We start from the raw sequence: 14,748 nt of genomic DNA on the forward strand, positions 1-14,748 counted from the left end.
GAAAATATTTAAAAAATACTATAAATTCTAACTTTTGAAACTTTTCTGGTGTTTTAAAAAGAATAAAAGTTATATTTTACGTAAAAAGGTATTGCGAATAATATTTTTATATATTTGTTCACTATTTATTAAAACAAAAGCTCAAAAATAAGAATATCCTTATTATAAGCCCAAAAAATTAAAGGGTTAATAAATAAATGTCAACAGCAAACGTCCATAGCGAAAAATTATTGGTAAGTGAACTCAAAAATGGCAACGAAAAAGCTTTTCGTAAACTATACGATTTCTATTACCAAGATATCTATGGTTATAGCATCAGTCTTTTAAAATCAAAAGAACTTGCCGAAGAAAATGTTCAGGATGTTTTTTTGAAGGTGTGGTTGCATCGGGAAAATCTAAATCTAGATCAATCGTTTAAATCCTATCTTTTTACCATTGCCAGAAACCAGGCTTTTAATCTTTTGAATAAAGCCGCAAATGATGCGCTTTTGAAAGAGGAAGTTTTCTATACCAGTCAAAAATCACATGTTGAAGGAGATTATTCCATTCGGGAAGCCGATTGCAAAAAACTAAAAAAACAAGCCATAAAACAATTGCCACCCAAACGCAAACGCATTTTTAAAATGTCTAGAAAACAGGGAAAAACATACGAGGAAATAAGTCTCGAACTCGGAATTTCTGTCAGTACCGTCAAAACTCAAATGAGCAAAGCACTCGAATCCATGCGGCTATTTTTTGAGGTTCATGATGAATTTACTTAAATTTAGAAATCCATTCACAACATAATCACTCCTAGCGGGTGATTTTTTTTGCTTTTAATTCAAAAATATTTTTATATGTAAAATATTGAAAATCAAATATTTGTATTATTTTTTATTTTTTATTATGTTAAAATTAAAAAAATTACAACGTTTGAGTAGTACTCAACTGCCTTTCAACTGTATTATATAAAGAGCAAACAAAAATCGATTCACAATGAATGACAATTCGGAAATACAAGCATTACTTCATAAGTTTATTTTAAACCAATGTTCCGCCGAGGAAATCAATGAAGTAATTGACTATTGTCTAAAAAACAAGCTCACCACCGATTTTCCAACGGTTGAAGAAGTAAAAGCTTTATTGGACGAAGTTCCAGCAATGGACATCGCTACTGCCGACAAAATTTTCTCCAAAATTTTAGTTCAGGCCCAAGACATTGAAGAAACAGAGATGGAACCAAGAAAATTCCCATTCAAGAAATACATGGCTATTGCAGCCTCCATTATTGTATTGTTATCGATAGGTCTTACTTATAAAAACAGTTTAAATACTCCAAAAACAAATCCCGTTATCAACAGTAATGACATTACCCTGCAACTGGAAAATGGGGAAATTCAAGTTATTTCGGAAGGTAAAAAAAGTCAGGTTACCGATGCTGAAGGTCATGTGGTAGGAAACCAAGACGGAAACAAAATTGCTTACGATACGGAAACATCTATCGAAAAGCTAGTATACAATACTTTGAAAATCCCGAATGGCAAACGATTTGAATTGCAATTATCCGACGGAACTATTGTGCATTTAAATTCGGGTACTACTTTGAAATATCCTGTAAAATTCATCGCTGGCGAAAACCGACAAGTATTTCTGGACGGAGAAGCCTTTTTTGATGTGTCAAAAGACAAAAAACATCCTTTTGTTGTCAATGCCGACAAATTGAATGTTCGCGTTTTGGGAACTCACTTTAACGTTTCCAGCTATCCCGAAGATGATTTAACCGATGTGGTTCTGGTAGAAGGTTCTGTAGGTTTATATACTGCAAACGAAAAATTTGACGCTGATAAAAATACCATTCTAAAACCAGGTTATAAAGGAAGTTTCAATAAGTACAACAACCAGATCGATACCAAAGAAGTAAATACCGACATGTATACTTCCTGGATGAATGGAGGGCTAATGTTCCGTGATATGAGTTTTAATAATATCTGTAAAAAATTAGAGAGACGCTATGATGTAAGTATCATCATCAAAAACAACAAATTGGCCAATGAAAAATTCAATGCCAGTTTTGGAGACAAACCTTTAGAAAAAGTGTTAACCTATTTTCAAGATGTGTATGGATTCGAGTACACCACCAAAAACGATATAATAACTATTAAATAATCTTTAAAACCAAATAAAAAAATGAAAACCTGAATGCCCAAGAATAAAAAAATCGGAAAGAGCTGCGAACAATTTCCGATTGAATAAGTGATTGAACCTAACAGATTAAATACAATCAATTAACAAAATTATGAAAAAAAAATTAAAGAATGACGGAATGCAATTTTCGTTGTTCAAAATTGACCTAAAATTGAAACTAACTACGCTATTACTTTTAGTTGCTATTTTTAATTCCCGAGCCGATACTTATGCCCAAAAGACAAAAGTAAGCTTGGAATTGAACAATACCACCGTTGAAAAGGTTATTGAAACCATTGAACAAAAAACAGACTTCAAGTTTATTTACAAATTAAACGACATCGATTTAGATCGTGTGGTTTCTATTCATGTAAAAAATCAAAACATAACGGTCGTCTTAGATCAACTTTTTAAAGGTGTCCCAACAGAGATTATTGTCAGGGACACCCAAATTATGCTCAAAAAGCCAGTATTCATCCCATCCGAAAATTTACCTTTTCTGCAACAATCCATAAAAGGAAAAGTAATTGACGAAAATCGTATGCCAATGTCTGGCGCAACAGTTACTGAAAAAGACACCAAAAACAGTGTGCTTACAGGTTATGATGGAAGCTTTCAAATTACTGTACAAAGCAATACAGCCATGCTGGTTGTAACCTATATGGGTTATTTCTCAAAAACAGTTTCGGCAAGCCAAGAAAATATTACCATACAAATGGTACCAGAAACTACATCTCTAAAAGAAGTAGTGTTAGTGGGATACGGTTCTTTGGCCAAAAAAGATGTAACCGGTGCGGTATCTTCTATCGCTGCAAAAGACATGAACCAAGGTCCTATTGTAAATCCCTTGCAACTGATTACGGGTAAAATGGCTGGGGTAAGCATCAATCAAATAGGAAGCGAACCCGGATCTACACCAAGTGTTAGGATTCGAGGATTAACTTCTTTAATTGGAGGAAATGATCCACTGGTAGTAATCGATGGTGTACAAGGGAATCTTGATTTATTAAACCAGATACCACCGAGCGAAATTGCTTCTATGGACGTATTGAAAGATGCATCGGCTTCGGCAGTGTATGGATCCAGAGGTGCTGCAGGGGTAATTATTGTAAGTACCAAAAAGAGTAAGGCAGGCAAAACAACAGTAGAATATACAGGAACAACAGCTGTAGATTACATCCCAAATCCGCTTGAAGTTCTTAATGCAGATCAATGGTGGCAACAAGCCCAATTGGTTGGTGTACCGGCTTCGGCAAATCATGGTTCAAGCACCGACTGGTTTAATATTTTGACACAAAGAGGACTTACCCAAACACATGCTTTGGCCTTTGGTGGTGCAACAGATAAATTTAATTATAGAGCTTCTATCACTGCTATTTTACAACAAGGTGTGGTAATAAATTCGAGCAGTAATAAATACATTGGACGTATTCAAGCCACTCAATTGGCGATGGACGACAAGTTAAAATTGACTTTTAATCTGAATAGTGGCGTTATCAATACAGAGAATAGTATTCAAAGCATAGGAAGAGCAGCTTTTACTTCTAATTTGATTACGAATTCTTATTTTGTAAGCCCGACAAATCCTGTTTACAATACAGATGGCACTTACTTTACCGATCCAAATGTATTTCATTATTTAAATCCCTATGCTGCTGCAGAAACCGTTACCAATCAAACTGAAAATGACAATTTATTTGGCAGCTTAAGAGCCGATTTGGACATCATTAGTGGTCTTACTGCGGGTTGGTTTGGAAGCTGGAGAAACACCAATACTTCTAATGGTTTTTATCTTCCGGTAGAATCAACCGATGCAGGTGCTATTGACCAAAAAGGTTTTGCTGACATCTATAATAACAAACAAAACGAAAGATTGATGGACATAAGTCTTACTTACAAAAAAGTAATTGGCGACCATAGTCTTAATGCATTGGCATTGTACGAATGGCAAAATCAAACGTATCAAGGAAATGAAGCACATGCAAGAGGTTTTATAAATGATATTGCTACCTACAATGCATTGCAATTGGGCGACTTTTCGAATGCTAAACCAGGTGATGTTAAATCTTATAAAAATGACAGAACATTAATTTCCTTTTTAGGACGTGTGAATTACACCTATTTGAACCGTTATTTGGTTACAGGTAGTTTTAGGAGAGATGGTTCTTCTGTATTTGGAGAAAATAATAAATGGGGAAATTTCCCATCTGTATCTTTGGGATGGTCCATCGACAAAGAACCTTTTATGGCCAATCAAACTGTTTTCAATGAATTGAAATTGCGCGGAGGATATGGAGTAACAGGTAACCAACAAGGATTAGGACCACAAAATTCTCTTTCATTAGTAGGTGGTTCTGGAGTTACCTATTTTGGTGGTTCTCAAATTACCAATTATGGCATCATCCAAAATGCCAATCCAGATTTGCAATGGGAGACCAAAAAACAAACGGATATTGGTCTTGATTTTGCTCTTTTAGACCATAGACTTAGAGGTACTATTGATGCATACACAGCAACCACAGATAATTTATTGTTTAACTATACCGTTCCACAACCTCCTTATCCATTCGGAACCGTTATGGCCAATGTTGGAAGTATCTTGAACAAAGGTATAGAAGGCTCACTTAGTTATGATTTAATAAGTACCGAAAACACTACCCTTACTTTGGCCGGGAATGTTTCGTTTATGAGAAATGAGGTTTTAAATTTGAGCGGAAGCATAGACGGAGTACCATTGAACACAAATTATGTTGGATGGGGTGCACCAAATGCTTATTTAGTAAAAGGAAAACCCGTAGGTGCTTTTTATATCTTGGAACATACTGGGAAAGACAATGTCAATGCTGAGACAGTATTGGATCGTGATGGAAATGGAATTATCGATCAAGGGGCAACAAGTCCTGACAGAGCTTACGAAGGATCTGCGTTGCCTACCTATACATTTGCTTTCAATCCAACTTTTAGATATAAAAAGCTTGACGTTTCTATGCTTTGGAAGGGTTCTGGAGGAAATAAAATCTATAATAGTTTGAACAAAAGTTTAAGCTATCAAGAAAGTATTGGTAAATCAAATGTATTGACAAGTTCTATTCCACTAGGAATGTACACTACACAATATGTTTCAGACTTATGGCTTGAAGATGGTTCTTTTATACGATTTGATAATTTTACCTTGGGCTATAACTTTTTATTTACAGACGTTAAATACATAGAATCACTTCGTCTTACCCTTACCGGAAATAACTTAATGTTGTTTACTAAATATTCAGGAATGGATCCAGAAATCAATTTAAGTGGAGAAGGCACCAATTTTGGAAATGATATAGGTATATATCCTCGTACCAGAAGTTTTGGCCTAGGTTTAAGTGTTAAATTTAAATAGTAAATGAAAATGAAAATCAAAAATATAGTATTGATAGGAAGTTTAAGCCTCTTATCTTTTGCAAGCTGCACCAATTTAGATGAAAATGTATACGATAAATACCAATCCGAAGACTTTTATGGTACACCAGAAGGTGCAGATGTAGCGCTAGCAGGTGTTTATGCCCAAATTGGCGGTAACTGGGGTGGTGTTGGTTATGCCGGTGCAGATAATGGTTGGTATGACCTGAATGCGATGAGCAGCGATGAGCAAGTGATTCCACATAGAAATACAGGTGACTGGCAATTGGATTTTGCACAATTGTATAAACACGAATGGTTACCAACAAGTTTTATAGTAGGAAACACATGGAATTGGTTGTACAAATCGATCTTTAATGCCAACTTGGCTGTAGATCAATTGGAAAAAGCAAAAGCAGATCCTTCAAAAATTGCCGAAGCCAAAGTTTTGAGAGCTTTTTTCTACTATCTGTTAATAGACGATTATGGAAGTGTTCCTTTTTATACCCAAAACAATATCACTGTTGACAAAATTCCGCAGGCAAGTCGTACCGAAGTGTATAACTTTATTGTTGGAGAATTGAATGACAATGTTGAATTGCTTTCGGGTACAAAAGGAGGTAACTATTATGGCAGATTCAACAAATGGGCTGGTTATATGTTATTGGCCAAAGTTTATTTGAATGCTGGTGTGTACACAGGTACTCCTAAATGGGCAGAATGTCTTGCCACTTGCGAAAAAATAACACAAGGCGGTTTCTCTCTACATTCTGGAAGCGACAATGCTTCTAGTCCACTGGGCAATAAATATTATGAATTGTTTGGAGATGTACTTCCAGATGATGAAACTATTTTTGCTATTTATGCCACAGTAGATGTAGTTTCCCGTAATATTTTCACAGTTCGTAGTCTTGGAGGAGCCAACGCATTTGCTTTGTTTGGGTACAATGGATGGAATGGAACTATTGTTCCTTCAGATTATTTCTTGAAATATGCCGATGCCGATGTTCGTAAAAAACAATTTCTTGTGGGTGAACAAGCCGGAGGCATTAATTACACGCTTGAAGTTAGTTCTTTGGACAATCCTGGAGCGCCTCCGCAAGCTGGAGTTCGTGACACCAAGTTTTTTCCTGCTGGATTGAATAATGGAGGTGGAGCTTCTAATGATTTCCCGATTTACAGATATGCCGACGTACTCTTGATGACTGCCGAATGTAATGTTCGTCTTGGAAATGCCGGAGCTGCAAAACCATTTGTTGACGCTGTAAGACAACGTGCGGGACTAACTGCTCTTACTGCAGACCCAACACTTGTTGATGTGTACAATGAAAGAGCACTTGAATTGAACTGGGAAGGACACAGAAGACAAGACATGATTCGTTTTGATACTTTCTTATTGCCAAATCAATTTAAAGCGGCTTCTCAATCGTACAGAAAACTGTTCCCGATACCTACTTCTGCATTAGATGCAAATCCAGGTTTAAAACAAAATCCAGGTTACTAAAAAAGAACTATCATGAAAAAACATATATATAAGTTACTCGTACTTTGCGCTGTTGCTCTGTTTGGCGCATCCTGTGAAGACACTGCTGAACTAACCACTTTACAAGCCGTTAGTTTTACATCGGCTGTAGAAGCTTCACCAAGCACTATAGTGATTTCTGATGATAATGCATCAGAATCCGTGGTTACCCTTTCTTGGCCAGCGGTGGTATACCCTATTCAAGCTCCAGTTACCTATGCTTTGCAATTTGATATTCCTGCTGATACCACTGGAGAAAAAGCTTGGAATAAAGCCATCCGAATTATAGTTGGCGAAGACGTATTGAGCAAATCAATATTAGGAATAGACCTTAATAAAATGGCAATTACACTGGGTTTACCTATTGATGTAGCAGGGAAAATTGCTGTTCGTGTAGAGTCTACTATGGATCGCACCATTTATTCTGCGCCTGTAGTTTTGACCGTTACTCCTTATGAAAAACCCGTTGTTTTTGGTGCAATCTATATGCCTGGTAGCTATCAAGGAGAATGGAATGTAGATACAGCCGCAGCTCTTTCGGCCATAGACGCAGGAGTATACCAAGGATATGTGACCATTCCTGTCGGAACCGGTTTAGGATTCAAATTGAATCAGGAAAGAAATTGGGCTCAATTTTACGGGGCAGGAGCTTCCAATTTTGATTTGAAAAACATGAGCGACACTGATTTCCAAATGCCTGGAGCAGGTTCGTATCAGATTACAGCAAACCTTAAAACCTTAAAATGGAGTTCAGTCCCATACGCTTGGGGAATTGTAGGTGATGCTACACATGCCGCAACACCTGAAGATGCCAATTATGGATGGAATAATTCTATACCTATGAGTTATGACCATGTAAATAAGGTTTGGAAAATTACAGCCGATTTAATTCCCGGAAATGTAAAATTCAGACTTAATAATGCCTGGACAATAAACTACGGAGCAAAAAACAATACCGATGGAATAATGTACCTGGATAATTCAGGAGCTTATTATGTTGGAGAAGCGGGTACTTATGAAATCACATTCACGATAAATGATGTTAACCCGGCTGTTAATGGATATCCGGTAACTGCAACTTACACCGTTACAAAACTCTAATAAATAAATAGTCACGTCAAAATAAAAATGGTTTAATTGGTTAATTAATGTGCATTCCTCTTTATTGAAGGAAGAGGGATGCAACCATTTTTGAAGTGATCCTGATTATTATTTAAAAATCAAACAAATGAAATCGCCATAACAAATAGTTGGTGCAAACACCAATGAAGATCTGGCGATACAATATTCATTAAAAATAAATATTATCTACGTATGAAATTATATATCAACATCGTTTTTGCACTTATCTTTTCTTCGGTGCTAGCAGCCTGCAGTTCCTCTGATAATGAGTCAACTCCAGTATCGCCTTATCCACAATATGGAACACGGTTTGAAAAAATGCCTAAAAAAGAAGATGCCGTAATTTATCAAGTAAACATTCGTGCATTTAGTCAGGCAGGAAACTTAAAAGGAGTTCAGGATAAACTAACATATATTCAGGAACTTGGAGTAAATGTTATTTATTTAATGCCTATTTATCCAATAGGTGTTGTAAAAGGGGTAGGTTCTCCATATTGCGTTAAGGATTACAAAGCGGTGAATGCCGAATTTGGCACATTGGAAGATCTTCGCGTTTTGGTAGACGAAGCCCACAAAAAAAATATGGGGGTTGTCTTGGATTGGGTTGCCAACCATACCTCTTGGGATAATGCCTGGATAACTGCTCACCCAGAATATTATCAAAAAGATTCCAAAGGAAATATTATTATACCTCCCGGAACAAATTATAATGATGTAGCGCAATTGGATTTTACCAATCAGGACATGAGAACTGCCATGATTGACGCTATGTCTTACTGGGTTTACAATGCAAACATTGATGGTTTCCGTTGTGATTATGCCGATGCCGTTCCTAAAAGTTTTTGGTCTGATGCCATTACTTCATTACGAAAAATTAAAAACCAAAATTTCCTAATGCTTGCCGAAGGATCAAAAGTGAATCAGTTCTCAGCTGGTTTTGATTATACATTTGGCTTTGGTTATTTTGGTGCTTTGAAAAAAGTATTCAGCGAAGGAAAAGCGGCAACTACAATTCAAGATGCAAATGCGACAGAATATGCTACCAATTATGACAACTCACAACGAATTGTGAGATACACTACAAACCATGACGTCAATTTATCTGATGGTACGCCACTAGAATTGTTTGGCGGGAAAAAAGGATCTATAGCCACTTTTGTCGTAGCAGCTTATATGAAATCGGTTCCAATGATTTACAACGCTCAAGAAGTTGGTTACGCAAAAAGAATTGATTATTTCTCTCATACTCCTATTGATTGGAGTACAGCTGATCTGGATATGTTAGCAGAATACAAGAAAATTGTTGCTTTCAGAAATTCAAGTAATGCGATAAAAAGAGGAAATTTCAAAGGATACAGTAGCGATGCCGTAAGTGTATTCACTATGGAAACCGATACCGAAAAAGTGTTAGTTCTATCTAATTTAACCAGTAGTCCAGCAAAATATATTGTCCCTATACCTCTTAAAATTGCTTGGAAAAATGCTTTTGGTGGTGCTGCGGTAACTCTAACTTCAGAAATCACCTTACAACCGTATCAATATATGGTTTTGAAAAATTAGTCCCAAATTAGTTTTCCTATAGTTATTCAGAGTAGTAACTATACATAATTATGTCCAATCCAGCTCCACCTTCCAGATGTAAATCCGGATCGAAATGGAGCTCGATTGAGGCTATCTGTATCATTATATTTAGTACAGCAAAGCCACAAAGGCATCAAAGATTTAGTTCATATAACTTCTTGTTTACAAGTAATTGTATGGGTTTGTTTAAATTTTTAATACTTCGAAACTATTTGTCTTTGTGCGTCTTTGCTTTATTATTTTAATTCAAAAAAAACAAAAAAATGATTTTTAAATTTAATAAAAAACATCTCTATGCGTTATATCTATTTATTTGCCTTGTGCCCTTTTTGGTACAAGCGCAAGAAATAAATTCACCCAATAAAAATCTTATTTTAAAATTTGAGCTTGCCACAAATGGTGCGCCAACCTATCAATTATCCTATAAAGGTAAAGCGGTAATCAAGCCAAGTACTTTGGGATTGGAAGCAACAGATGTTCCTTCGTTTATGGATGGATTTTCGATCACAAATACCGAACAAAAATTGGTAGATGAATCCTGGAATCCTGTTTTGGGCGAAGAAAAAACCATTCGAAACAATTACAACGAGCTGGTAGTTACTTTGGCACAGGCCAAAAACAACAACCGTTACATCCGCATTCGTTTCCGTTTATTCAACGACGGATTGGGTTTTCGATATGAATTTCCAAAACAGGATGGTCTGAAATATTTTATAATCAAGGAAGAACACACCGAATTCCAATTGGCCGGAAATCATAAAATTTTCTGGATTCCAGGCGATTATGATACTAATGAATATGCGTACACCACTTCGAAAATCTCGGAAATTCCGTTGCTGATAAAAAAAGCCACGCCTTTTATGAATGCGCAACAACCCATCAAAGAATTGGCGGTGCAAACCCCTTCGATGATGAAATCCGATGATGGTCTTTATATCAATATTCACGAAGCTGCCTTGATCAATTATCCCTCCATGTCCTTGAATGTGGATGCTACAACTTTCAAAATGAGCAGTCATCTGACTCCCGATGCTGTTGGCAATAAAGGCTATATGCAAACGGATGCCCAAACGCCTTGGAGAACCATAGTCGTGAGTGATAAAGCAACTGAAATCTTAGCTTCCAAATTAATCCTAAACCTCAACGAACCTACTTCATACAAAGATGTTTCCTGGATAAAACCCGTGAAATACATCGGAATTTGGTGGGAATATTTTGTGGCAGGAAAAAGCACTTGGGCTTACGGAGTGGAGAATAACGTAAAATTAAACCAAGATTTTACCAAGCTTACGCCAAACGGAAAACACGGAGCGACGACTGAACATGCCAAAGAATATATTGATTTTGCTTTCGCAAATGGTTTTGACGCCATCCTTATTGAAGGTTGGAACATTGGTTGGGAAGATTGGATTGGCAATTGGAAAGAAGAAGTTTTTGATTTCACAACCGCTTATCCCGATTTTGATGTCAAAGCCGTTCAGGAGCACGCCGCCGCCAAAGGGGTAAAAATCATCATGCACCACGAGACTTCTGGTGCTGCCACCAATTACGAACGCCGTCTGGATCGCGCTTTTGAGTTCATGAATGCCAATGGATACGATGCTGTAAAAACAGGTTATGTGGGACAAATCATTCCGCGTGGCGAGCATCATGACGGGCAATGGATGGTCAATCATTACATACACGTAGCCGAGCGCGCCGCCGATTATAAAATCATGATTGACAGTCACGAAGCAGTTCGTCCTACCGGTTTAAATCGTACCTATCCTAACTGGGTCGCACAGGAATCTGCCAGAGGAACCGAGTTTGAAGCGATGGGTGGTTTAGCTCCTGAGCATACAACCATTTTGCCATTTACCCGATTGATGGGCGGACCAATGGATTTTACTCCAGGGATTTTCCAGACCGATCTTACCTATTACAAAACGGGTGGGAATCAAAGAGTAAATACCACTTTGGTCAAACAACTGGCGTATTATGTAACTATGTACAGCCCACTACAAATGGCGGCTGATATTCCAGATAATTACAACCGTTTCCCCGATGCTTTTCAGTTCATCAAAGACGTGGCGGTAGATTGGGACAACAGCTACATTCTAGAAGCAGAACCAGGAGATTATATTACTATTGCTCGTAAAGCCAAAGGAAAAGAGGCTTGGTTCGTAGGTGGCATCACCGATGAAAACTCCAGAACGGCAACTATTGCTTTCAATTATTTGCCTGCCGGAAAAAAATACATCGCCACTATTTATGGCGATGCCAAAGATGCTAGTTGGAACGAAAAGCCTCAAAGCTATGTTATTTCTAAAGTGATTGTAACTTCTAAAACCGTGCTCAAACAATACATTGCTCCCGGTGGAGGTATTGCCATTAGCATCAAAGAAGCAACCGACTCAGAAATGAAAGGATTGAAGAAAATATAAAACAAACCTTATTACAAAACAACTGTGTTTATAAAAGGGTTCATTAAACAGAAAAACAAACATTAATATTAACTAAAAAACCAAAAACTATGAAAAAGAAAATACTCTTTTTTATTCTTTGCCTTTTGACAATTAATTTTGCAAATGCAACAAAGCCGCCACTGACTTCAGTGGAATACAGAAATTCAGCTTTTCTAACAGTAAGTATCTTTGGGGATGCCACTCCTGGAGGTTGGGTTACCGATACAGATATGACAACCACTGATGGAACCACTTATACCATTAATGCCGTTGCATTGGTTCCTGGTGCATTAAAATTTAGAGGGAATCATTCTTGGGATTTGCCTTATAACTGGGGAGGGACAGCCTTTCCCTCAGGAACAGCAGTAGTTGATGCCAATGGAATTCCGGTACCAACTGCGGGTAATTATGATATTACTTTTAATATAACTACAGGGGTTTATTCTTTTGTGGTTTCCCAAGTAATAAGTATATTCGGAGATGCAACACCGGGAGGTTGGGTAACCGATACGGACATGAAAACCACAGACGGCACTATCTATACCCTTAAAAACATAGCATTAATTCCAGGGGCATTAAAATTTAGAGGGAACCATTCTTGGGATCTCCCATACAATTGGGGCGGAACTGCTTTCCCATCAGGAACTGCGGTAGTTGACGCCAATGGAATTCCTGTACCGACTGCGGGTAATTATGATATTACTTTTAACAAAATAACTGGAGCTTACTCCTTTACAGTTTCTCAAATAATTAGCATCTTTGGCGATGCCACTCCGGGAGGATGGGTGACTGATACCGATATGACCACTGCAGACGGTACAAATTATTCCCTTAAAGGAGTTTCGTTAATCGCTGGAGCATTAAAATTTAGGGGAGATCACGCCTGGACATTACCTTACAACTGGGGCGGAACAGCTTTTCCTTCAGGAACTGCAATAGTTGATGCGGGTGGTATTCCCGTTCCGACCGCTGGAAAATATGATATCTCTTTTAATAAAACATCTGCAGTTTATTCTTTTACTCCAACTGTTGTAACGTATCAGGTAATTAGTATAATTGGTGATGCAACACCGGGTTCTTGGGATACAGATACTGACATGGTCACAACTGATGGAATTATTTATACGTTAAATGCCGTTTCGTTAAAAGCTGGCGGATTAAAATTTAGAGGAGATCATGCTTGGACATTACCTTATAACTGGGGAGGAACGGCTTTCCCATCAGGAACAGTTGTTATTGATGCTGGTGGAATTCCTATTCCAAGTGATGGTATTTACAATATCACTTTTAATAAAACAACCGGGGTTTACAGTTTTACATTTCAAACCATCAGTATATTTGGAGATGCAACTCCTGGAGGTTGGGTAACTGATACCGATATGCTTACTTCGGATGGTATTCATTACCGTCTTAAAAATGTTTCATTAGTACCTGGCGCATTAAAATTTAGAGGTGATCACGCTTGGACATTGCCCTACAATTGGGGAGGAATAGACTTTCCAGCTGGAATAGCGGTAGTTGATGCCAATGGTATTCCGGTGCCAACTGCAGGAATTTACAATGTTACATTTAATAAAATAACTGCAGCTTATAGCATTCTTGTGCCATCTGCACCAAGTGATTTAAATTATACTACTCCTAATGTTTTTGTTGCCAATACAGCTATTACAAGCTTAGTACCAACTGTAGATGCAGGTCTTGGAAATATTGTTTATACTGTAAATCCAGTACTGCCACAAGGCCTGCAAATCGACGCTGTTACGGGTATTATCAGTGGTACGCCTACCAGCATTCAGACAGCAACAGTATATACAGTATCTGCAACGAATAGTTATGGCTTTTCTTCTAAAGCAGTTAGTATTGAAATACAAGGAGTGCCAACAGATTTAATGTATCCAAGTACTCTTAAACTTGAGATTAACCTGGTAATGGAAACGGTAACCCCAACGGTAACTACAAATCCATCGGCTACTTTTAGCATAACTCCTACTTTACCGATCGGAATGGTTTTAAATACTACAACTGGAGCACTGTCCGGAAGACCAGCAGTTGAGACAGCGGCCATAAATTATACCGTAAAAGCTACTAATTCAATTGGTGCAGCAACCAAAAGCATTACTATCGAAATATTTAATGAAGATCATGATTTTGATGGAATTTTGGATATAAATGACAACTGCCCTACAACCTACAATCAAAATCAATCGGATGTTGACCATGACGGTATTGGCGATGTTTGCGATTTGGACGAAATAAATGTATCCGAAGCATTTACTCCGAATGGAGATGGTATAAATGACACTTGGTTTATAAACAATTTAATCAATCATCCTAATTCTTCTGTTCGTGTTATAAACAACACAGGATCTGAAGTGTATTATTCCAACGATTACAAAAATAATTGGAATGGAGAATACAAAAACACAGGTACAACAGTCGCTGTAGGATCATACTTCTATCAAATTGATTTGGGTAATGATGGTTCTATTGACAAACAAGGGTGGATTTACATTACTAAATAATTTATAAATAAAA

Annotated in this window: 8 protein-coding genes; all 8 read left to right on the plus strand. The window is 37.3% G+C overall.

Annotated features, from left to right (window positions below):
* Positions 1–197 precede the first annotated feature (197 nt).
* On the plus strand, positions 198–761 hold the full coding sequence (locus OLM57_RS14110; protein WP_264564328.1) for an RNA polymerase sigma factor: 564 nt from the start codon (positions 198–200) through the stop codon (positions 759–761).
* Positions 762–975: 214 nt separating this feature from the next.
* The gene (locus OLM57_RS14115) at positions 976–2,145 is read left to right on the plus strand and encodes a FecR family protein (RefSeq protein WP_264564329.1); all 1,170 of its coding nucleotides are present in this window, start codon (positions 976–978) and stop codon (positions 2,143–2,145) included.
* A gap of 130 nt (positions 2,146–2,275) precedes the next feature.
* The gene (locus tag OLM57_RS14120) at positions 2,276–5,545 is read left to right on the plus strand and encodes a SusC/RagA family TonB-linked outer membrane protein (RefSeq protein WP_264564330.1); all 3,270 of its coding nucleotides are present in this window, start codon (positions 2,276–2,278) and stop codon (positions 5,543–5,545) included.
* Between the two features lie 9 nt (positions 5,546–5,554).
* The gene (locus tag OLM57_RS14125) at positions 5,555–7,048 is read left to right on the plus strand and encodes a RagB/SusD family nutrient uptake outer membrane protein (protein ID WP_264564331.1); all 1,494 of its coding nucleotides are present in this window, start codon (positions 5,555–5,557) and stop codon (positions 7,046–7,048) included.
* Between the two features lie 12 nt (positions 7,049–7,060).
* Positions 7,061–8,167 (plus strand): SusE domain-containing protein, encoded by a 1,107-nt coding sequence (locus OLM57_RS14130; RefSeq protein ID WP_264564332.1) that lies wholly within the window; start codon positions 7,061–7,063, stop codon positions 8,165–8,167.
* Positions 8,168–8,380: 213 nt separating this feature from the next.
* The gene (locus OLM57_RS14135; protein ID WP_264564333.1) at positions 8,381–9,748 is read left to right on the plus strand and encodes an alpha-amylase family glycosyl hydrolase; all 1,368 of its coding nucleotides are present in this window, start codon (positions 8,381–8,383) and stop codon (positions 9,746–9,748) included.
* Positions 9,749–10,032: 284 nt separating this feature from the next.
* Positions 10,033–12,192 carry a glycoside hydrolase family 97 protein gene (locus OLM57_RS14140; protein WP_264564334.1) on the plus strand — a complete coding sequence of 720 codons (2,160 nt, stop codon included), beginning with the start codon at positions 10,033–10,035 and terminating at the stop codon, positions 12,190–12,192.
* Between the two features lie 89 nt (positions 12,193–12,281).
* On the plus strand, positions 12,282–14,735 hold the full coding sequence (locus OLM57_RS14145) for a gliding motility-associated C-terminal domain-containing protein (RefSeq protein WP_264564335.1): 2,454 nt from the start codon (positions 12,282–12,284) through the stop codon (positions 14,733–14,735).
* The last annotated feature ends 13 nt before the right edge of the window (positions 14,736–14,748 follow it).

Source organism: Flavobacterium sp. N3904, from assembly GCF_025947305.1.
Lineage (GTDB): Bacteria > Bacteroidota > Bacteroidia > Flavobacteriales > Flavobacteriaceae > Flavobacterium.